This is a genomic window from Burkholderia sp. 4M9327F10, assembly GCF_005503145.1.
GTDB lineage: Bacteria > Pseudomonadota > Gammaproteobacteria > Burkholderiales > Burkholderiaceae > Paraburkholderia.
The window spans coordinates 285,437-307,049 of sequence record NZ_SCNV01000001.1 but is presented as its reverse complement, the minus strand read 5'-3'; the positions used below and the strand labels follow the sequence as shown (position 1 = coordinate 307,049).

19 protein-coding genes are annotated in these 21,613 nt (G+C 64.8%); 11 read left to right on the top strand and 8 right to left on the bottom strand.

The window, feature by feature from the left end:
• Positions 1-197 precede the first annotated feature (197 nt).
• Positions 198-1,607, top strand: coding sequence for a DUF2252 domain-containing protein (locus tag FFS45_RS01350; protein WP_137952871.1), 1,410 nt, complete (start codon positions 198-200; stop codon positions 1,605-1,607).
• 74 nt (positions 1,608-1,681) lie between these two features.
• Here FFS45_RS01350 and FFS45_RS01345 read toward each other — a convergent pair whose 3' ends face one another.
• Genes FFS45_RS01345 through FFS45_RS01330 form a run of 4 tightly spaced genes read right to left on the bottom strand, consistent with a single transcriptional unit; the run spans position 1,682 to position 5,843 of the window.
• The gene (locus FFS45_RS01345) at positions 1,682-2,476 is read right to left on the bottom strand and encodes an energy transducer TonB (protein ID WP_249362525.1); all 795 of its coding nucleotides are present in this window, start codon (positions 2,474-2,476) and stop codon (positions 1,682-1,684) included.
• Positions 2,454-2,852 (bottom strand): biopolymer transporter ExbD, encoded by a 399-nt coding sequence (locus tag FFS45_RS01340; protein WP_137952869.1) that lies wholly within the window; start codon positions 2,850-2,852, stop codon positions 2,454-2,456. Before FFS45_RS01340 ends, FFS45_RS01345 begins: the two co-directional genes overlap by 23 nt.
• On the bottom strand, positions 2,849-3,454 hold the full coding sequence (locus FFS45_RS01335; RefSeq protein ID WP_137952868.1) for a MotA/TolQ/ExbB proton channel family protein: 606 nt from the start codon (positions 3,452-3,454) through the stop codon (positions 2,849-2,851). The genes FFS45_RS01340 and FFS45_RS01335 overlap by 4 nt, the downstream gene beginning before the upstream one ends.
• A gap of 37 nt (positions 3,455-3,491) precedes the next feature.
• A complete protein-coding gene (locus tag FFS45_RS01330) occupies positions 3,492-5,843 on the bottom strand; it encodes a TonB-dependent receptor (protein WP_137952867.1) in 2,352 nt (783 codons plus the stop codon).
• A 367-nt stretch (positions 5,844-6,210) separates the two neighbouring features.
• Between FFS45_RS01330 and FFS45_RS01325 the strand changes: the two genes are divergently transcribed.
• The 7 genes from FFS45_RS01325 (at position 6,211) to gndA (ending at position 13,063) form a co-directional block, all read left to right on the top strand.
• Positions 6,211-8,187 (top strand): APC family permease, encoded by a 1,977-nt coding sequence (locus FFS45_RS01325; protein ID WP_137952866.1) that lies wholly within the window; start codon positions 6,211-6,213, stop codon positions 8,185-8,187.
• A 109-nt stretch (positions 8,188-8,296) separates the two neighbouring features.
• Positions 8,297-9,055, top strand: coding sequence for an SDR family oxidoreductase (locus FFS45_RS01320; protein WP_137952865.1), 759 nt, complete (start codon positions 8,297-8,299; stop codon positions 9,053-9,055).
• Positions 9,056-9,164: 109 nt separating this feature from the next.
• Positions 9,165-9,374 carry an oxidoreductase-like domain-containing protein gene (locus tag FFS45_RS01315; RefSeq protein ID WP_249362524.1) on the top strand — a complete coding sequence of 70 codons (210 nt, stop codon included), beginning with the start codon at positions 9,165-9,167 and terminating at the stop codon, positions 9,372-9,374.
• Entirely contained in the window at positions 9,371-10,228 is an 858-nt protein-coding gene (locus tag FFS45_RS01310) for an NAD-dependent protein deacetylase (protein ID WP_137952864.1), read from the top strand. Before FFS45_RS01315 ends, FFS45_RS01310 begins: the two co-directional genes overlap by 4 nt.
• Positions 10,229-10,246: 18 nt before the next feature.
• Complete coding sequence (locus tag FFS45_RS01305; RefSeq protein WP_137952863.1) at positions 10,247-10,852, top strand: pyridoxamine 5'-phosphate oxidase family protein; 606 nt, start codon at positions 10,247-10,249, stop codon at positions 10,850-10,852.
• Entirely contained in the window at positions 10,853-11,470 is a 618-nt protein-coding gene (locus FFS45_RS01300; protein ID WP_137952862.1) for a DUF938 domain-containing protein, read from the top strand.
• A gap of 183 nt (positions 11,471-11,653) precedes the next feature.
• The gene (gene gndA, locus FFS45_RS01295) at positions 11,654-13,063 is read left to right on the top strand and encodes an NADP-dependent phosphogluconate dehydrogenase (RefSeq protein ID WP_137952861.1); all 1,410 of its coding nucleotides are present in this window, start codon (positions 11,654-11,656) and stop codon (positions 13,061-13,063) included.
• 182 nt (positions 13,064-13,245) lie between these two features.
• On the opposite strand, the gene FFS45_RS01290 is transcribed toward gndA, so the two are convergent.
• Positions 13,246-13,989, bottom strand: a complete 744-nt coding sequence (locus FFS45_RS01290) for a DUF2968 domain-containing protein (protein ID WP_137952860.1) — start codon at positions 13,987-13,989, stop codon at positions 13,246-13,248.
• 136 nt (positions 13,990-14,125) lie between these two features.
• Positions 14,126-14,446, bottom strand: a complete 321-nt coding sequence (locus tag FFS45_RS01285; RefSeq protein WP_137952859.1) for a hypothetical protein — start codon at positions 14,444-14,446, stop codon at positions 14,126-14,128.
• Positions 14,447-14,760: 314 nt separating this feature from the next.
• Between FFS45_RS01285 and FFS45_RS01280 the strand changes: the two genes are divergently transcribed.
• The gene (locus FFS45_RS01280) at positions 14,761-15,522 is read left to right on the top strand and encodes a peptidoglycan DD-metalloendopeptidase family protein (RefSeq protein ID WP_137952858.1); all 762 of its coding nucleotides are present in this window, start codon (positions 14,761-14,763) and stop codon (positions 15,520-15,522) included.
• Between the two features lie 213 nt (positions 15,523-15,735).
• A complete protein-coding gene (ltaE, locus tag FFS45_RS01275) occupies positions 15,736-16,743 on the top strand; it encodes a low-specificity L-threonine aldolase (protein ID WP_137952857.1) in 1,008 nt (335 codons plus the stop codon).
• A gap of 20 nt (positions 16,744-16,763) precedes the next feature.
• On the opposite strand, the gene FFS45_RS01270 is transcribed toward ltaE, so the two are convergent.
• Together FFS45_RS01270 and FFS45_RS01265 are read right to left on the bottom strand one after the other, a co-directional pair.
• On the bottom strand, positions 16,764-18,125 hold the full coding sequence (locus FFS45_RS01270; protein WP_137953089.1) for an MFS transporter: 1,362 nt from the start codon (positions 18,123-18,125) through the stop codon (positions 16,764-16,766).
• 418 nt (positions 18,126-18,543) lie between these two features.
• Positions 18,544-18,771 (bottom strand): hypothetical protein, encoded by a 228-nt coding sequence (locus FFS45_RS01265; protein WP_137952856.1) that lies wholly within the window; start codon positions 18,769-18,771, stop codon positions 18,544-18,546.
• 341 nt (positions 18,772-19,112) lie between these two features.
• Here FFS45_RS01265 and FFS45_RS01260 point away from each other — a divergent pair, with 341 nt between their 5' ends.
• Positions 19,113-21,566, top strand: a complete 2,454-nt coding sequence (locus FFS45_RS01260; RefSeq protein ID WP_137952855.1) for a glycogen/starch/alpha-glucan phosphorylase — start codon at positions 19,113-19,115, stop codon at positions 21,564-21,566.
• Positions 21,567-21,613: the final 47 nt, after the last annotated feature.

Below are 21,613 nucleotides of genomic sequence, written 5' to 3'. Positions count from 1 at the left end.
CAGGCACTTGCGCCCGCCTTCTTCACAGGATTTAATACGGCAACGCGATGGCGCTTGCCAGCGTGGCAGTTAGGCAGTCTTCGAAAATATAACAAACAGTGCAATCCGGCGTGCCTGTACCCAGGGCGCATCGGCACGGTATCGGCGAGGGTTGCGGCCCATGCCGGCTACGGCGAGTCACCATAACGGAGAAGGGCATGAAAGCCAGCAGCATCGCGGAACGGGAGGCCCGGGGCCGGGCGGCCCGCGAGCATTCCAAGCGTTCGAGCCATCGGACGCTCGGCGAGATCCATCGCAACCCGATCGATCTGCTCAGGCAAAGCAGCGAAGGCCGGGTGCAGAAACTGGTGCCCTTGCGTTACGGGCGCATGGCTGTGTCGCCTTTCACGTTCTTTCGCGGTAGCGCGATCCTGCAGGCCCACGACCTGAGCCGGATTGCCGACACCGGCATCGTGCTGCCGATCTGCGGCGACGGTCATCTGATGAACTTCGGCGGTTTTGCTACGCCGGAACGCCAACTGGTGTTCGATCTGAACGACTTCGACGAAGTCGCGCTCGGGCCGTTCGAGTGGGATCTCAAACGTCTGAGCGCCAGCCTGGTGGTCGCGGCGCGGCATATGCGCCTGAGCCGCGGCTTCGCGGCCGATCTGGTGATGACGGCGATGAGCGAATACCGCGATCGCATGACGCGCTACGCGCAGTGCGGCGCCCTCGAACTGTGGTACGAGCGCATTACCTTCGATCTCATGGCCGAAACCGCGCTGACGCCGGAACGCCGCCGCGCGGTCAGGCGTGGGATGGAAAAGGCCGCTGGGCGCACCCAGGAAAGCATGCTCGACAAGATGTGCGAGCACGATGGCGATCACCTGGTGATTCGTGACGCGCCGCCGGGCCTCTTCCACGTACACGGCGCGAACACGATGTTCGAAGCCGAAGACGACTGGTTTACGCTGGGCGACTGGCGCAAGCTGATTGGCCCGATGTACGGCGAATATCTGAAAACGCTCAACCACGACCGGCGTGAACTGCTCAGCCATTTTTCGGCGCAGGATCTGGTGTTCAAGGTGGTGGGCGTCGGCAGCGTGGGCACGCGCTGCCTGGTGCTGCTGAGCACCGACCATATGGGCAAGCCGCTCTTCCTGCAGATCAAGGAAGCGCGCCAGTCGGTAATCGCGCAGTACTTCCGGGGACCGTCTTTGCAGCACGACGGCGAGCGCGTGGTGCGTGGGCAGCGGGTCCTGCAGGCGGCCAGCGATATTTTTCTCGGCTGGGCGACCGGGCCTTCCGGCCGTCATTTCTATTTCCGGCAACTGCGCGACATGAAGCTCTCCGCCAATATCGAGCTGTTCGACAACGACCTGCTCGAAGGTTACGCGAAACTGTGCGGCTGGGTGATGGCGCGTGCGCATGCCAAGGCGAGCGGCAAAGCGATTGAGATCAGCGCCTATATTGGCCGTGGCGACCAGTTTGCCGAAGCGCTGACCGACTATGCGTTCGCCTGCGCGGACCTGGTTGAGAAAGACTACGATGCATTCATGAAGGCCTGCCGCAACGGTGAGCTTGAAGCACGCAGCGACGAAGACATGGCTGCGGATTTCCGCATGTAGGCCTGACCAGTTTGCCGCGCAGTTTGCGGAGCAGTCTGCCAGGCAGTCTGCCGGAAGCGGCTGCGCGCGGCCGTTCAGCTTACGGAGAAGTGCACCCGCACTTCCTGGTCGCTTTCAACGGGGCGGCCGTTTTCCATCGCCGGGAAGAAGCGCCAGCGGTGCAAGGTCTCCAGCAGGATCTGGTTGAGCCGCGGATTTTGCGTGGGTTTGACCAGTTCCACCTCGAACGTCCCGTCGGCGTGCACCTTGAAATGCGCGACTGCCGTCACCTGATAGCCCTGCTCGCGCAGATCGTCGGGCAGCACCGGCACCGGTTGGGAGATGGCGCGCGCCTGGCTGCTGCCGGAAGGCGCGGGTGGCGCGGAGGAGTTCGCGCCGCTCGACGGTGCTGAGGTGCTCGAAGCGGCCTGCGCGACGGCGGCGGGCGCCGGCGTCGAAGGCGCCGCGGGTGGGTTGTGTGCGGCAGGCTCCGGGGCCGGGGCCTGGGTTGCTTCGTGTGGTTGCGGCGCGGGTGCGCGAGGCGGCGGGACCGCATGCGTGAGCGGCGCCTGACGCGATGTGGGTCTCGTAGCGGCCGGCCCCGCCGCTGCATGCATGACTGGCGTGGCAGGTGCGGGCGGCGTGGGTGCCGTGGGTGCCGTGGGTGGCGCGGCGGGCGGCACAACAGGCGCAAGTTCGACCAGTTGCATTTCCATCGGCTTCGGCACAGGCGGCGCAGACTCGCGGCTCGTCAGCCAGCCCACCGAATGCGCCAGCAGCCCGAGGCACACCACGCCAGCCAGAGCGAGCGCGAGCGCGAACCTGACCCGCTCCCGGTCGGCGAGCGACAACACCCTTTGCAAACCGCTACTCACGATGTACGGCAACAAGGAAGTGCTCGGCGCCCGCCTGGCGGGCCGCCAGCATGGCCTGCACGACGACGCCATGCGCGGCGTGATCGTCGGCGGCTACCACCACGTTGGCGTCGGGGCGCAGCAGGCGGGCGATCGTCGGCGCCACCTGATCGAGCCTCACCGGCTGTTGATCGATAAACACCTGATTGGCCTGGTTCACGGAGAGCGTTAGCGGCCTGTCTTGCGACATCGGTTGGGCGTGGCCATTCGGCAGGTTGATCCGTACCGCGTCGAGCCGCTGCATGGCGAGCGAAGTCAGCATGAAGGTCGCCAGCAGGAAGAACATCACATCGATCATCGGAATGATCTCGATGCGGCCGCGTTTCGAGCGGCGTGAGCGCCGCAGTTTCATGACGGCTGTCCGCTCTGTTCGCCGGCAAGACGCAGGTCGCTGAGCGCTTCGTTGGCAAACGACTCGAGTTCGTCCATCAGACGGTCGATGCGGCGCGAAAAGAAGTTGAACGCAAACAGCGCAACGAGAGCGATCACCAGACCGATCGCGGTGGCGATCAGCGCCTGGGCGACGCCGCCGGTGACGCCGGACGGATTCACGAGACCATCGCCGCCGATCAGCTTGAACGAATGCATCATGCCGACAATCGTGCCGAGCAGACCCAGCAGCGGCGCTGCCGTGACAATGGTTTCGAGCAGCCACAAACCCCGGCTCATGTCGCGCTCGATTTGCGCTGCGGTGGCTTCAACCCGCGTTTCGATACGCCAGAGCGGCGCGCGCGCGTCGTCGAACAGGCGGCCAATCCGGCTGAACGCGTGCTGCTGCGGCAAGCTGCCGGGAAGCTGCGCGCCCTGCGTTGCGGCAGGCATGCGCGCAAACCGCCAGAGCGCATAGATGCGGTCGAGCGTGATGGCGAGCGCGATGACAGCCAGCACGCTCAGCGGATAGATCACCCAGCCGCCCAGACGCGCTGCGTCGGTGAGATTGGTCCAGTCGTTCATGCTCAGACTCCTTCCTGTTGCTCCGGCGCCGGCGCTATCAGAAGCGCTTGGTGAGGCCGGCGTAAATGGCGCGCTGCGGACCATATTGGGGGGCTTCGACGCCGATGCCCGAACCGTCGCGCAGTTCGTACACGCTGTTGATTGCGTTGATCAGCACGACCCGCGCTTCGAACTTGCCGACAATGGGCTCGTTGAAATGCTGGATCACGGCGAGATTGAGCTGTCCGTACCACGGCAGCTTGTCGGTGTTGGCAAAGCCGCTGCGCAGGCCGCTGCCCACAATCGCGTCCGCGGTGAAGGTGGTCTTGCCGAGTTCGTAGGCCGCGCCAAGCGAAGCGGTCACGCGCTGATCGTGATCGAGGTACACCCAGTTGCTGGCGATATACGAGAGTTCGGCCGCGCTGAAGTTGAACTGTGCCGAATCGACGTTCTTGCCCTGGGCGCGGCTGTACGCGAGATTCAGATAGGCGGAAACGTTGCCCTGTTTGTAGTTGGTGGTGAATTCGAGCCCGTAGACGTGGCCGTACTGGTAGTTGAACGGCGTATAGATCAGCGCCGTGCCGAACTGGCCTTCATCGAGCAGATTCGAGGCGATCTTGTAGTACGCGTCCAGGCCGACGGTCAACGCGGGTGTCAGGCGCTGTGTGATACCGATGTCGAAATAGTGGCTGCGCTCGGGCTGCACCGGGCTGTCCTGGGTCACCTGGCTCGCGTTGGTGGTGTTGTTAAAGCGCGTGACGGTCGACGCCGAGACCAGCTCGAAGTCCGGCGGCGTGAAGTAGCGCGCATAGCCGGCGTGCAGCGTGGTGGCGTTGGTCGGCTGGAACACGAGGCCGATGCGCGGGCTTAGCTGGCTCGCATGCACGTACTCGTCCATGCCGTCGTAACGCAAGCCATAGTTCAACGTCAGCTTGCTGTTGAGCTTCCATTCGTCCTGCAGATAAGCACTATAAAGATAGCCGGTGCTGGCGCCCGAGTCGTTGATGTTGAACGGGACATCCGAAAGCTGGTTGCCGTTGGCGTCAGCCGGGAATACCGCGACGCTGTCGTTGAAGACGGCGTGCTCCTGCTCGACCCACAGCCCGCCGCGCAGCGTGTGCGCATCGTTGAGCCGGTAGGTCGTATCGGCCTGCACGCCCTCTGCCTGGTTGCTGCGGAAGTCGTTCGAAGCCACCCCGTTGAACATCAGGTCGCCGATCGGGTCGGGATTGAACTGGGTGCGCGTATAGCGCGTGAACAGCGCCACCTGGTAGTCGAGCGCGCCGCCGTTGGTGCCCTGCAAGGCCAGCACGCCGAAGTTGTTCAGCTCCGATTGGGTCTCGTTGAGATTGGCGGAATTGAACGTCGTCTGCCCGGCCAGCGTGTAGTTGGTCGGCAGGCCCGGAGTATTCGGCAGTTCGAACTGATTCGCGGCGGTACCGGCCATCAACGTCACGCGGGTCAGCGGGTTGATGATGTACGACAGGTAGCCGAAGCCGTTGCCCTGACGCGTATGGTCGTGCAGCGGACTGCCGTCGGAGGTCGGCGCTTCGATGCCGAGGTTGTTCACGCCGAGCGTGCCGGTGAAGAAGTAGCTGAGCGGTCCCTGCGAGCCGTAGACGTCGGCGCTGCTTTGCAGTGTCTGGTGGCTGCCGCCGTACACGTCGATCGCGCCGCCGTTGCCGAGGTCGCCGGACCGGGTGGTGATGTCGACAATCCCTGCCGTCTTGTAGCCGTACTGGGCCGGCAGCGCGCCGGTGATGAGGTTGACCTGATCGACGATGTTCGTATCGAGCGACTGCCCGAAGCCGCTGATCGGCTCGGGAATGATGATGCCGTTGATGCGGTATTGCAGATCGGCGTGGTCGCCGCGCACATGGAGCTGACCATACGAATCGTTGGCCACGCCCGGCGCCTGCAGCAGGACCTGGTTGATCGGCGTGTTGTCGCCTTGCGGCAGCGCCTGGATGTCCGCTTGCGTGAAGCGGTAGACGCTCGCACCGACTTCCGGCTGCAGCCCGTTGCGGGCCACATTGAGCCGCTGCGCCTGAACGTTGACATCCATCGCACTGCCTTTTTCGAGCGCCACCTTCAGCGGCGCCGGTGCGCTGTCGCCGACTGTGGCGATGCTGGTATTGGCGCCGAAGCCCTTCGCGCCCACCGTCACCGCATAGGTGCCCGGCTGAACGTCAGGGAGCGCGAAGCTGCCGTCGTGACCGGTTTGCGTTTGCGCAAGCGTATGGCCGTCGGCATCCTGGATCGATACGGCTGCATTTTCCACTGCATGGCCCTGGGTATCGGTCACGGTGCCGGTGATCGGCGCACCTGCCGAGGCGGCCAGGACATGCAGGGAAATCGTCTGCGCAAACAGCAGTAACGCAGCACGCGAGATGAGTGTGTGATGTTTCATGTTTTTGTTGTGCGGGTGGTAGATCCTCTTGCCGGGCCGGACAGTGGGCTTCGTCGTGGAGGCCGGCCCGGCGCGTGAATTGTGAGATGTTATAACATAACAAATTGTTTCCGCAATGACGGATTACTGCCTGTGTGGCGAAGTCACACGCGCGGCGGCACAACTGGACATGCTTGGGTACGCCTGGGAGGGCGAATTGAAATTGAGTTGAAAGGCTCGTGCGCTCGACGCAACGCAATCTCATGTCTGGGCGGGCGGCATAGCGGCTTTTTAAGCGTTTGGGGTAACGCCGACTGGCACACGGCCGATAACTGCCCTACATTTCGAGTGCGAAGAACACCGACGATCACTCTCGCCTGGAGACGCCATGACAGCAGTGAACAGGATGTGGCAACTACTCTTCGGCAAGCCTCTCGACCCGCTCGATCCCCGTACTCGCCATGCCATTGCGGTCACGCCGATACTCGCGTGGGTGGGACTCGGCGCCGATGGTTTGTCTTCCTCGTGCTACGGGCCGGAAGAGGCGTTTCTCGCGCTCGGCCAGCACACCCAGCTGGCGCTGTTCCTCGCCATTGCCACCGCGGCGACCGTGTTCATCATTGCGCTCGGCTACAACCAGGTGATCGAGCTGTTTCCGACCGGCGGCGGGGGCTACCGGGTGGCGACGGCGCTGCTTGGGCCACGTCCGGGCCTCGTGTCCGGCGCGGCATTGCTGGTCGACTATGTGCTGACGGTAGCGACCTCGCTCGCAAGTGGTGTCGATGCGTTCTTCAGCCTGTTGCCGGTGAGTGCGCAGGAATTCAAGCTCGCGACCGAACTGATCCTGATCGTGCTGATGACCGGTCTCAACTTTCGCGGCATGCGGGAATCCATCATCGTCCTGCTGCCGATTTTCATGGGCTTTGTCGTTCTGCACCTGGGGCTGATCGTCTATGGCGTGGCCGTGCATGGCAGCAATCTGGTCCATGTGGTCCCCAACGCCGTTGGCGAAGCGCATAGCATGTCGCATGCGTTCGGGCCGGTGGTGGTCGTCGCGCTCCTGATGCGCGCGTTCTCGCTGGGCGGCGGGACCTATACCGGTCTCGAGGCGGTGTCGAACAACGTCAACATGCTGGCCGAACCGCGCGTGCCGGCCGGCAAGACCACGATGTTCTACATGGCCTCGTCGCTGGCGTTTACCGCTGGTGGCATCATCCTGCTCTACATGCTCTGGCATGCCACGCCGGTCGAAGGGCAGACGCTCAACGCCGTGGTGTTCGGCAGTGTGATCGACCATCTCGGTCTCGGCTCGGCGTTCGCGCGTCATGCACTGCTGGCCGCCGTACTCGCCTTCGAAGCGGGTCTGCTGCTGGTCGGTGCGCAGACCGGCTTTCTCGACGGTCCGGCGGTGCTCTCGAACATGGCCGGCGATTCCTGGGTGCCGCGGCATTTCCGCGATCTGTCGACGCGCCTCGTGCGGCAGAACGGCATTGTCGTGATGGGGGTCTCCAGTCTCGCCATCCTGATCTGGACGCATGGCAACGTGGACGTCCTCGTGGTGCTGTACAGCATCAACGTGTTTCTGACATTCAGCATGTCGTTGCTGGGTTTGTGCACCTACTGGTGGAAGCATCGCAAGGATGGGCCGGGATGGGTGCGGCACTTCGTGCTGTCCGCATTCGGGCTGTCAGTGACCAGCGCGGTGCTCGTGATTACCTTGATCGAGAAATTCACTGAAGGCGGCTGGCTGACCGTGCTGGTGACGAGCGCTGTGATTGCACTGTGCTTTCTTATCAAGCGGCATTACAGCGATACGCGTGCGCAGCTCGCCAAGGAGGATGCATTGTTTGCCGGCGCGCCGCCGGTGGCGGCGCAGGAGGACGCGGCGCTGCTCAAGCCCGATCCCTCGCGGCCAACCGCCATCCTGCTGGTGGGCAAGCACCGCGGTGCCAGCATGCATGCGCTGCTGTGGGTCAACCGGCTGTTTCCCGGCCACTTCAAGAGCATCATCTTTCTCGCCGTCGGTGAGGTGGATGCCAAGAGCTACGAAGGTGAAGAGCACCTGCAGCGCTTGCAGCAGACCATTGGGGCATCGCTTGCGTACTACGTCGGTTTCTGCCGCCAGCATGGCATTGCAGCCGATTCGCGGATCGCCTTCGGCACGCACCCGGTGATCGAGTTTATGAAGCTTGCCGACGCGACCATGGACGAGTTTCCGAACAGCGTCTGCTTTGCCAGCAAGCTGATCTTCAAGCGGGTCAACTTCCTGACCGCGTGGCTGCATAACCAGACGCCCGTCGAAATCCAGACCCGTCTGCATCAGCAGGGCAGGCAGATGGTGCTGTTGCCGATGAACGTGGGCTGAGCGTGTCTGCCGTGTTTGCCGGCGCGCAACGGGCCGGTGCGCTTCGCTGCCGCCGGAACGCAGACGTGGTACGTTGCGGACGTACTGCTTATCCGCAAGGAGACACGTTGTGACGGCAATCAACAAGATCGCGCTGGTAACCGGCGCGGGCAGCGGCATCGGGCTCGCGACGGCGCGCAGGCTGCTCGCGCATGGCTATACCGTGGTGCTCACAGGGCGCCGCCAGGCGCCGCTCGATGCGCTCGCCGACGAGGCGCGGCAGCGCGGCGAAGAAGCGCTCGCGCACGCGTGTGACGTGAGCGATGCCGCGAGCGTCGCCGCTCTGTTCGAGGCAATCCGCGAGCGTTACGGCCGCCTCGATGTGCTGTTCAACAACGCCGGCCGCAATGCTCCGCCCGTCGAGATCGACGAGCTCAGCGTCGAAGACTGGCGCGCGGTGGTCGACACCAACCTGACCGGGGTGTTTCTCTGCACCCGCGCGGCCTTCGGCTTGATGAAAACGCAGACGCCGCGCGGCGGCCGCATCATCAACAACGGCTCGATCTCGGCGCACGCGCCGCGGCCCAACAGCATCGCGTACACGTCGACCAAGCACGCCATCACCGGGCTGACCAAATCGGTCTCGCTCGATGGCCGCCCTTACGATATCTGCTGTGGCCAGATCGACATCGGCAACGCCGCCACCGAAATGGCCGCGCGGATGGCGCGTGGCGTGCCGCAGGCCAACGGTGAGATCGCGGTCGAGCCGCTGATGGATGTCGAACTGGTCGCGGACGCTGTCTTGCATATGGCGGATCTGCCGCTCTCGGCCAATGTGCAGTTCATGACCATCATGGCGAGCAAGATGCCGTTTGTGGGGCGCGGCTGAGGGGAGGGGAGCGCGGTGTCGCGTCGCGAAACGGGGGCTCACCGTTCGCGCTGCGCGCGGCGGGCCGGATCAACTTATACTGATTGGCCCATGTCACCCGGATGTAGCCGTGCCTCAAGCTTTGCCGAAGGGCAAACTGCGCGCCAAACCGCAGCCCGACCTGCTCGACGACCCCGCCCCGGTGCCGCCAGTGCGGCCCGGTCTGGACGACTGCTGTCATAGCGGCTGCCATCCCTGTGTGTTCGATCTCTACGATGAAGCGCTCGAGCGCTATCATGTGGCGCTCGCCGAATGGCAGGCGCGCCGCCCCCGCCCATGACCGATCTTCAGCCCGCCCTCGTTGAAACGCCCGCATTGGAGGCACTGCATGACTTTGTGCAGCGCCATCCGCATCTGTTCGTGCTGTCCGGCGCCGGGATCAGCACGGACTCCGGCATTCCCGGCTATCGCGACGAAAACGGCGAGTGGAAGCGCTCGCCGCCGATCACCCTGCAGGAGTTCCTCGGCTCGCTGGCGTCGCGTCAACGCTACTGGGCGCGCAGCATGATCGGCTGGCCGGTGGTTGCGCAGGCTCAGCCGAACGCCGCGCACCGGGCGCTGGCGCGGCTCGAGGCCGCCCGGCATGTGCCGGCGCTCGTGACGCAGAATGTCGACGGCCTGCATCAGCGTGCCGGCAGCGGCAACGTGATCGAACTGCACGGCAGTATCGGCGCCGTGACCTGTCTCGATTGCGGCACGCGGCATGCCCGCGCCACGATCCAGCAGATCCTCGAAGCCGACAACCCCGCCTTGCTCGAGGTGGCCGCCGAGCCCGCCGCCGATGGCGACGCCCACCTCGAATGGCACGATCTGGGCGGCTTTCGCATTCCGGCCTGTCCGGCGTGCGGCGGCTTGCTGAAGCCTGCGGTGGTGTTCTTCGGCGAAAACGTGCCGCGCACGACCGTCGACGACGCCAGCCGCGCGCTGGAAGCGGCGGATGCGATGCTGGTGGTTGGTTCGTCGCTGATGGTGTATTCGGGCTACCGTTTCTGCGTGTGGGCGCAAAAGATGGGCAAGCCCGTGGCCGCGATCAATCTCGGCCGCACGCGCGCCGATCCGCTGCTGGCGCTGAAAGTGGCGGCGCCGTGCGCCGAAACCTTGACCGGACTGGCCGCGCGTCTTGCGCCTGACTGAGACAACCCAGGAATATCTATGCTGACCACCATCGAACAACTCGAGAAGCTCTACGGCGAGCCGCACGAACGCTCGCTGCGCAAGGAAATTCCGTACGTCAACGAGGACTACCGCGCGTTTATCGAATTCGCGCCGTTCGTCGTGCTGGCCACGTCGGGGCCGGAAGGGCTCGATTGCTCGCCGCGCGGCGACGCGCCGGGTTTCGTGCGCATCATCGACGAGCGCACGCTGGCGCTTCCCGACCGGGTCGGCAACAACCGCATCGACAGCCTGCGCAACATCATCGCCAACCCGCATCTGGCGCTGCTGTTCGTGGTGCCGGGCGTCGGCGAAACGCTGCGGGTCAATGGCCGCGGCCGGATTTCCGCCGACGCGGCGCTGCTGGAAAGCTTCGCCGTCGACGGCAAGCTGCCGCGCACGGTGCTGCTGGTCGACGTCGACGCGGTGTATTTCCACTGCTCGAAGGCGCTGGCCCGCTCCAGATTGTGGGATCCCACGCGCCACGTAGAACGCTCGCGTCTGCCGAGCGCCGGGGCCATCCACAGGCGCCTGAACGGCGAGACCTTCGACGCCGTCGCGTACGATATCGAGCTGGTCGAGAGAATGCGCACGAGCCTCTACTAAATGCCCCATCCCTCTAATCCCGCGCTGCGCCAGCACGCCCCCGCCGCCGAACGCAATCGCGCGCTGATTCTCGAAGTGCTGCGCGGCGTGCTGCCGGCCAGCGGCCTCGTGCTCGAAATTGCCAGCGGCACCGGCCAGCACGTTATCCACTTCGCGGCGGCGCTGCCTGAACTGAGCTGGCAGCCGAGCGACCCCGACGCCGAGGCGCGCGCCTCGATTGCCGCATGGACGGCTCACGCCGGCCTTGCCAACGTGCGGGCGCCGCTCGAACTGGACGTCGAGCGCACGCCGTGGGGCATTGATGCAGCGCAAGCGCTGGTCTGCATCAACATGATTCATATTTCCCCCTGGAGCGCCACACAGGCATTATTCGCCGGTGCGCAGCGCCTGCTGGGCAGCGGGGGTGTACTGTATCTGTACGGGCCGTACCGGCGTCACGGGGCGCACACGGCGCCGAGCAACGAAGCGTTCGACCAGCAGTTGCGCAGCCGCAATCCCGCATGGGGCGTGCGCGACATGGAGACCGTGGTGGCCCTGGGCGAGGCGCATGGTTTCGGGTTCGGCGAGCCGGTCGCGATGCCCGCTAATAATTTCAGCCTGGTGCTGACGAAACGCTAGCGCGCCGGGCGGGTCTCAAGGGTATTCGCACGCCGGGCGGGCAGACAGCAGGCGCGTGCCGGCCATTCGGGCCGCGCGCAAACAAGCGGCAATCAGACATTTCTTTTATGCTTTCATCCTCGACGCCCCGCCAACGGTTTTTGCGGCGCGGCGTCTCGACATTTCGGAATCTGGAGAATTCAAATGGGCAAACAGACAATCGGCGTAGTGGGGCTAGCGGTCATGGGCCGCAATCTGGCACTCAACATCGAGAGCCGCGGCCATGCGGTGTCTGTGTACAACCGCAGCCGCGAGAAAACCGATGAACTGATCGCAGAGTTTCCTGACCGTAAGCTGGTGCCGACCTTCACGCTCGAAGAGTTCGTCGAGTCGCTGGAAAAGCCGCGCCGCATTCTCATGATGGTCAAGGCCGGCGAGCCGACCGACGCCACCATCGCTTCGCTCAAACCCTTGCTGGACAAGGGCGACATCCTGATCGACGGCGGCAACACGCATTTCACCGACACGATCCGCCGCAACCAGGAACTGGCCAAGGCCGGCCTGCATTTCATCGGCACGGGTGTCTCGGGCGGTGAGGAAGGCGCGCTGAAAGGCCCGTCGATCATGCCCGGCGGCCAGCGCGACGCATACGACCTGGTGGCGCCGATCCTCACGGAAATCGCCGCCAAGGCGCCGGACGGCGAGCCCTGTGTGGCCTATATGGGCCCGGATGGCGCCGGCCACTTCGTGAAAATGGTGCATAACGGCATCGAGTACGGCGACATGCAACTGATCGCCGAAAGCTATTCGGTGCTCAAGCAGGTGGTGGGTCTCTCGAACGAGGAACTTGGCGCGGTTTATACAGAGTGGAACAAGGGCGAACTCGACAGCTATCTGATCGAAATTACCTCGAAGATTTTCAGCAAGAAGGACGACGAGACCGGCAAGGATCTGGTGGATGTGATCCTCGACCGCGCAGCGCAAAAGGGCACCGGCAAGTGGACCAGCCAGAACGCGCTCGATCTCGGCGTGCCGCTGCCGCTGATTACCGAGTCGGTGTTTGCGCGCGTGCTCTCGTCGCTGAAAACCGAGCGCGTCGCCGCGAGCAAGGTCATCCAGGGGCCGGCCGTCAAGGCGTTCGAGGGCGAGCGGGCCGCCTTTATCGAGTCGGTGCGCCGCGCGCTGTACTTCAGCAAGGTGATCTCGTACGCACAGGGCTTCGCGCAGTTGCGGGCCGCTTCTGCCGAGTACAAATGGGACCTCGATTTCGGCACGATCGCGAAGATCTTCCGGGCCGGCTGCATTATCCGCGCCCGCTTCCTGCAGAAGATTACCGACGCCTACACCAAGGACAAGGCGATCGCCAACCTGCTGCTCGATCCGTACTTCAATGACATCGCCTCGAACTATCAGGCGGCGCTGCGCGATGTGGTGATCGCCGCGGTCAAGGCCGGTGTGCCGGTGCCGGCGTTCGCATCGGCGGTGGCGTATTTCGACGCGTATCGCTCCGAGCGTCTGCCCGCCAACCTCGTGCAGGCGCAGCGCGATTTCTTCGGTGCGCATACGTTCGAGCGTACCGACAAGCCGGGTAGCTTCCACGCCAACTGGTCCTAAGCGCCGCACCGCAGAAGGCTGAAGCTTCAGGGCGCAGTAAGCCCGTTTCGCCAGACAGACAGCCCGGTCCACCTCTCAGAGGGGTGGACCGGGCTGTTTTTTGCACGGCGAAGCGTTGCCTGAGGCCGGTGTTCAGCTCAGCTCGGATCAATCCGGCTCAGCTCAGGTCGACTCAGGTCAACTCAGCGCCCCGGAAGATGCGGCACGCCTTCATTGCTCGTCAGGTTGAGCTGATGAATCTGCCGGTGCGCCTTGTTCAATTGCGCTTGCGCCGCCACGCGCTGCGCCTCCAGTTGCGCGACTTCCTTGCGCACCTGATGCTGCCGGCCGCTCACTGCCTGCTCCTGGGTCGCGTTGCGTTGCAGGTCGCAGCGCAGGCGCTCCGCCTGGGACTCCGACTGCGCGATCATCCGCGCCAGTTGCTCGTTTTGCGCCGCCAGTTGGGCGCGGCGCGTCTCACCCTCGGACAGGCGCGTGGCCTGCTCCTCGAAGTGATGGAAAGCGGCCTCGGCGGCGTCCAGATCCGCCGCTTTCAGGGCGCGCCACAGCGTGCCGTCCTGATACAGCGCCACGTAATACGTCAGTTCACGCGCGTGGAACAACAGGCTCACCGAGTAGTCGAAAGTTCGGAATACGCGGAACGGCGTCAAGGCTTCTTCCTCGGCCAGCCATTCCACTTCCGTGGTGTCGGCCATCTGCACGGCCCGCCCGCTCACTTGCGAGGGCACCACCGGTACCGGCCGCAAGGTGGTGACGGGCCGGGCGGGTTCGGCCGGCTCCGCATGCACGGCGGCGCTGGCCTGTGCCGCGGCAAGCTGGGCGGGTGGCTCATCCTGCGGCGAGGCTGTATTGTCGTGGGCCACCTGGACGAGGTGGGAGGGGCCATTGGCAAGCAATGCACTGCGTCGGTTCAGGAGACTTTTCACGGCAGTTCCTCAGAGTGACTCGCCCGGTACCGCCAGGCGGCGCCGACGGTGGAGCATGCCGGGCCGCAAGGCGGTGCGTGCGGTGAACGAAAGCGAAGGGGTGAGGCGGCAGCGCCGCCAACCCGCAGCAGTGCAGCTAGTGCAACGTGCGATGCCGACGCGCGATGTCGTCGAACAGTTCGCTGCTCGGTTCGAGCGCAAGCAGCCACGACTCGTCGTAGCCGCTCAGGTTGTCGAGCGCTTCGCGCAAGCGCTCGAGGGCCAGCGCGGGAATCTCCACGCTCGCCTCAACACCGCTCGCCAGCCGGGCAATGCTGGCAAGCTGAACCAGGGCGTCGGCGGCTTCGGCGACGTCCGCTGCGAACACAAGGTGGGTATTGAGCAGCTCGACCAAACCCGGGGATGCGGTGACATCTTCAACGTTTAACTGCACGGCCAGAAACGTGGCTTTGTTCATCCCCGAGCTCCTCACGGACAGTCCATGGCGGCGAGCGGTTCGCCTGCTGTACCTTGCGTCAGCAAGACCCAGTATAGGCGAGGCGATGCCGGTTGCAATCAATGGTCACACTAATGGCGATAGCCGCCGCCCGCACCCCCGGGCGGCGTGTCCGGCAGGCATCGCCCCCTATAATGGCGCGAGCGGATTGGCCGGGCGGGTTGGGTTGCTGCGCTGCACAAGTGCCGCCTCGCAGGCCCGCTTTCTGCTGGCGTAAAGGCTGACTTATTTCAGACGCTTGAAGATTGATTGACTCACGTGTCGAGGATTATCAGATGACAAAAAAGTCCTATCGTGTCGCTTCGCAGGTTCTGATGGCCGTGTTGTTCGCGGCCGCGTTCAGCGGTTGCACGCTTACGCCGTGGAGCTCGACCCCCGAATCCTATTCCAATGCGCCGGGCGGCTATCAGACGAACGCCGCGGCGACGGGGCCGGTGGCGGCCGGCTACTACCGCGTCAACCCCGGTGACACCTTGCCGGGTATCGCGGCTGCTTACGGCCAGCGCCCGCAGGATGTGGCGCGCTGGAACGGCCTTACGCCGAACGCCAGCGTGACGGTGGGGCAGGTGCTGCGGGTGGCGCCGCCGCCGGCCGTGGCCGGCGCGCCGGGAGCGCCCGGTACGCCTGGCGCTCCCGGTACGCCTGGCGCGGGCGCGGTTGCGCAACAGGGCGCATTGATGTGGCCGCTGCGCGGTCCCGTGCTCAAACCCTTCGTGGCGGGCAGCACCAAGGGCATCGTGATCGGCGGGCGGATCGGCGATCCGGTCAAGGCCGCGGCAGCCGGGCGCGTCGTGTACGCCGGCAGCGGGATCGAGGCCTATGGCCCGCTCATCATCATCAAACACAACGACTCGCTGATCACGGCGTATGGCCAGAACAGCACCTTGCTCGTCAAGGAGGGCGACGCGGTCGCGCAAGGCCAGACGATTGGCGAGGTGGGCGCGGATAGCCGCGGGGTCGGCTCGATCCAGTTCGAGGTGCGCCAGGACGGACATCCGGTCGATCCGTTGGCGTGGTTGCCGAAGGTGGGTGGCTGAGGGCGCAAGGCTAAGGTCGCAGCGCCAACGCGACGCACCGCCAACGGCGGACGACCAACGGCGGACGACCGGAACCGAGGGCGGCGGCCTTATTTCGGCCGGTTTTCAGCGGCATCGGAATTGAATAAACTGGTCGGTTTCCGCACCGCCAGCCTTACCGGAGACGGGCGACAACGGCTCTCCGGCCAAGGCGTTCTCATACAGGATGTTCCGATGATCGATTTGCGCAGCGATACCGTCACCCGTCCTAGCCAGCCCATGCTGGCCGCCATGGCGTCCGCCGAAGTGGGCGACGACGTGTGGGGCGACGACCCGACCGTGTTACGCCTGCAAGCCGCCGTGGCCGAGCGCGCCGGCAAGGAAGCAGGCCTGTTTTTCCCGAGCGGCACGCAAAGCAACCTGGCTGCCTTGATGGCGCATTGCGCGCGTGGCGACGAATATATCGTCGGCCAGCTGGCGCACACCTACAAATACGAAGGCGGCGGCGCGGCGGTGCTGGGCAGCATCCAGCCGCAGCCGATCGAGAACGCCGCCGACGGCTCTCTGCCGCTCGACAAGATCGAGGCAGCCATCAAGCCGATCGACGACCACTTCGCGCGCACGCGCTTGCTGGCGCTGGAAAATACGATCGGCGGCAAGGTGCTGCTGGCCGGTTACGTGACCGAAGCGGTACGCCTTGCGCGCGAGTACGGGCTGGCAACGCATCTTGACGGCGCGCGCGTCTGCAATGCCGCGGTCGCCTCGGGGCAGCCGGTGGAGGCGCTTTGCGTGCCGTTCGATTCCGTTTCCATCTGTTTTTCGAAGGGACTGGGCGCGCCGGTGGGCTCGGTGCTGGTCGGCAGCAAAGACCTGCTGCAGCGCGCGCACCGCTGGCGCAAGGTGCTGGGCGGCGGCATGCGCCAGGCCGGCGTGCTGGCGGCGGCGTGCCTGTACGCGCTCGATCACAACGTCGAGCGCCTCGCCGAGGATCACGCCAACGCCGCGCATCTGGCCACCGGTCTCGGGCAGATCGAGCAGGTCAAGGTGCTCTCGCACGCCACCAACATGGTGTTTGTGCAGTTTCCGCGCGAACACTGCGCAGCGCTGGAAGCGTGGCTCAAGGAGCGCGGAATCCTGACGCAGATGCTGTACGCATCACGCTTCGTCACGCATAGGGACGTCTCGCGTGCCGATATCGACACGTTTGTCGCGGCCGTGAAAGGCTACTTCGCCACGCACTGACGGCGCGGCGCGCAGCTTCCTTACTTCGCCTGCGCGCTCACCGGCGTGCGATGCGAAGGCGCGAACAGCCTCAAGCCGCTGGCGATGCTGGCGGCCCCGGCGAACACCGCGCCCGCTGTCAGCGCCAGCGTCGGGCCATGCCGGCCGGCAATCCCGAAGCTCAGCGCCACCAGCGCCGCGCCGGTTGTCTGGCCGAGCAGCCGCGCGGTGGCGATAATGCCGCTCGCGCCGCCACTGCGCTCGGGTGGCGCACTGGCCATCAGCGCTTTCAGGTTCGGCGACTGGAAAAAGCCGAAGCCTGCCCCGCACACCGCCATCCGGATGCCAATGTCGAGCACGTGGGGATGCGCCGGCAAGAGCGCCAGCGAGGCCATCCCCGCAGACAGCACCGCCAGGCCGATCGCCCCTAGCAAGCCCGGCGGATAGCGGTCCGACAGCCGCCCGGCGAACGGCGCCGCCAGCGCGACGATCACAGGCCACGGCGTCATCAGGAAGCCCGTCTCCACCTGGGTGCGATGCAGCACATCCTCGAAGTAAAACGGCAGCGAGACGAACGCCAGCCCCTGCGCGGCGAACGAGCACACAGCGGTCACTGCCGACAGCGCGAACACCGGCAACTTGAACAGATCGACCGGCAGCATCGGCGCCGGGTGCCCGGCTTCGCGGCGCATCAGCAGGATCCCGAACACAATGGCGACCGCCGCTGCACACAATACGTACTGCGCCGGTTCGCGCTGGGCGGCTTCGCCTAGCGCGAAGATCAGCGCCGCGAACGTAATCACGTTGAGAAGCGCGGCGACCCGGTCGAAGTGATGCGTGCCGCGTGCCGTCTGCGGCAGGGCGGGTAGCGCGAAGGCGAGCGCCAGCACGCCGAGCGGTACGTTGACGGCGAACAGCCACGGCCAGGTGCCGAGCGAGAGGATCAGCGAAGCCACCGTCGGGCCGACCGCGAACGACACGCCCACCACCAGCGCGTTCAGACCGACCCCGCGTCCGAGCCGGTGCGGCGGGTATAAGTAGCGGATCAAGGCGGTGTTGACGCTCATGATCGCGCTCGCGCCCAGGCCTTGCAGCACGCGCGCCGCGGCCAGCAGCGGCAGCGTCCCGGATAGCGAGCAGGCGAGCGATGCCACGGTAAACACGGCAATGCCGCTGATATAGATGCGCCGGTGTCCCACGATATCGCCGAGCGCCGCGAGCGGCAGCAGGGTGGCGACCATCGCGAGCTGATACGCGTTGATGATCCAGACCGACGCCGCCGGTGCGGCGTGCAGATCGGCCGCGATGGCCGGCAGGGCGGTATTGGCGATGGCGGTGTCGAGCGTGGCGAGTGCGACGGCCAGCATGATGGCGGCCATCGCGCGGCGGTTGCTGGCGGACATGGGGCCGTCGTCAGGCGGTGCGTAGTCGGGGGAAAGCGGGGTGTTCACGGGCAAGGCCTTGCTCGTCGGCTGGCGTGCATTCCGGCGCGAGAGGGCTGACTAGCGCCTCGCGGGATCGATTGCCAACGCGCGGATTGAGGGACACGCGTGGGCGATTGACCGGCATGACGCCCCGACGCGCTGCGAATGGAGTGATTGTTACAGACCCGGCAGAATTCTGCTGGCGGCCGAGCAGGCCACGGTACTTCTGGGGTACAGGTTTGGGCCGCAAAAACGCAACTAACGGTCAAGCCCGCCCGCCACCCCCATGCACCCGCCGCAGTGGGCGCAAATCATGCGCAGCGGGTCAACCAGCCCTCACGACGAGGGCCGCGAGCTTCGTCTGCCACGCCCGATCCGTCAACCGGATTCAGCCCGATCAGCTAAAAGACGCGAGCAAAATGGACAGCTTCCGAATGTGCGCCTTGAACGCCTCAGTCGTTTCGCGCTCCTGCGCGGCGCTCAGATGCGGCGCCTCGGCCAGCTCGACCTGCTCCTGGAATTCGTCGGCAATCCTGCGCCGCGCTTCCGGCGGTAGCGCGCGAATCAGCGAGACCAGCAGCAGTTCCTGGGCGTGGAACATCCCAAGCATGGATTGTGCGTTCATCTCGACCTCCGTCGGGGCACGATGAAGAAGGCTGGCGCGCCCTATGCATGCGGCTGGCACGGTCGTGGAGATGCCTTCTTCTTCCTCCATACTAGTGCAGGCAAGCCGGTCGCCTGAGGCGTGCTTGCACCGTATCTGTGCCTGATTGAGGCATGAGGCAGCTTGCGCGACCGCGAGCGGCCATACGAGCCACTCTGCGCGCAGCGTGGGTGGTCCGGTGTCCCGGTGACGGGAGATCGGAAATGTCCTACTCTGCATATTTACCCGCCTGACCGGCACGCGCCTCCCGTCCGTCAACTGTGCGGTTTGCGTGTGCTGTGTCGCTCTTACCGGAGGCTTCGATGACAGCCGTGGATCTGGAGTTCGACCAGCTCAACAGTACTGTCGATGCGCTACGGCGCTCTATTTCCAACCGCATGATGTACGGCGTCGGTAAGGATGCCGTCACTGCCCGTCCCCATGACTGGCTGCACGCTGCCGCGCTCGCGGTACGCGACCGGTTGGTCGCGCGCTGGATGACGACCACGCGCCTGCAGTACGAGCAGGACGTGAAGCGCGTGTACTACCTGTCGATGGAATTCCTGATCGGCCGCACGTTTACCAACGCGCTGCTCGCGCTTGGCATCTACGAGCCGATGCGCGAAGCGTTAGCGAGCCTTGGCGTGGATATGGAAGCGTTGACCGATATGGAGCCGGATGCCGCGCTCGGCAACGGCGGTCTCGGCCGCCTCGCGGCATGCTTTCTCGATTCAATGGCGACACTCGGCATTCCGGGTTTCGGCTACGGCATTCGCTACGAGTACGGCATGTTCCGCCAGCAGATCGTGAATGGCGAGCAGGTGGAGGCGCCGGACTACTGGCTGCGCGCCGGCAACCCATGGGAATTTCCGCGCTCCGAGATTCGCTATCTGGTGCATTTCGGCGGCCGCACGGTGCAGCGCGGCGACCACGTGGAGTGGATCGACACCGAGCACGTCAACGCGACGGCCTATGACACGGTCATCCCCGGCTACGCGACGAGCGCGACCAACACGCTGCGCCTGTGGTCCGCACGGGCGACCGATGAGCTCGACCTGTCCGCGTTCAACCGCGGCGATTACCGTAGCGCCGTCGATGCAAAAACGATGTCGGAGAACGTCTCCCGCCTGCTGTATCCGGACGACTCCACACCGGCCGGTCGCGAATTGCGCCTGCGCCAGGAGTATTTCTTCGTCTCGGCGACAATGCAGGACCTGATCCGCCGCTATCAGCGCACGCACAGCACCTTCGGCCGCTTTGCGGAGAAGGTCGCGGTGCACCTGAACGATACCCACCCGGTACTGGCCATTCCCGAGCTGATGCGCCTGCTGGTCGACGTGCATCATGTGCCGTGGGACAAGGCATGGCACCAGATCCAGCAGATGTTCTCGTACACCAATCACACGCTGATGCCGGAAGCGCTCGAAACGTGGGATGTCGAAATGCTGGCGCGTCTGCTGCCGCGCCACCTCGAGATCATCTTCGAGATCAACGCGCAGTTTCTCAAGCACGTCAGCGAGCAGTCGGGGCACGACGCCGAGATGATCCGGCGCATTTCGCTGGTGGACGAATACGGCCAGCGGCGCGTGCGCATGGCGTATCTGGCGATTGTGGCGAGCCAGAAGGTCAATGGCGTCTCGAAGCTGCATTCGCAACTGATGACGCGCGACATCTTTGCGGACTTCGCGCGTCTCTACCCCGAACGCTTTACCAATGTCACCAACGGCATTACGCCGCGCCGCTGGCTGGCGCAGGCGAGCCCGTCGCTGTCGTCGCTGATCGACGCGCAGATCGGCACGCACTGGCGCCGCGATCTGTTCGAACTCGAGAGACTGCGCGATCTGCGCAACGACAGCGCGTTCGTCGACGCGTTTCGCGAGGCGAAGCGGCAGAACAAGCTGCGCCTCGCGCAGCATCTCGCCCACCACACGAAGGTCTCGTTCGACCCAGGTGCGCTGTTCGATCTGCAGGTGAAGCGCATTCACGAATACAAGCGGCAGCTTTTGAACGTGCTGCATGTGATCGTGCGCTACAACCAGATTCGCGCCAATCCGGAACTCGACTGGGTTCCGCGGGTGGTGATGTTCGCGGGCAAGGCGGCTTCCGCGTACCGGATGGCGAAGACCATCATCAAGCTGATCGGCGATGTGAGCGAGAAGGTCAATCACGATCCGTTGATCGGCGATCGCCTGAAGGTGGTGTTCGTGCCGAACTACGGCGTGAGCGTGGCGGAGCTGATCATTCCTGCTGCGGATCTGTCCGAACAGATTTCGATGGCAGGCACCGAGGCCTCGGGCACCGGCAACATGAAGCTGGCGCTCAACGGCGCGCTGACGATCGGCACGATGGACGGCGCGAACATCGAGATCTGCGATGCGGTGGGGCGCGAGAACATCTTCATCTTCGGTCATACCGCTGACGAGGTGGACGACCTGCGCGCGGCCGGCTACCGTCCGCGCCAGCTATACGAAGAAAACCCCGAACTGCGCATGGCGCTCGATCAGATTCGCACGGGCTTCTTTTCGCCCGACGATCCGCTGCGCTTCTCGGACATCTTCCATACCCTCGTGGACTGGGGTGATCACTACATGGTACTGGCGGATTTCGCGGCCTTTGCGAAGGCGCAGAATGAAGTGGATGAGCGTTTCCGCAATCAGCGGGCGTGGGCCGAGAGCGCGATCGAGAACGTCGCCGGCATGGGGCAGTTCTCGTCGGATCGCACGATTGGCGAATATGCCCGCGAGATCTGGCATGTGAAGCCAGTGGATATGTCCTGAAGGAAGACGCTGTGCCGCGCGCAGAGACGCGGCGCAGCGTGCATGGC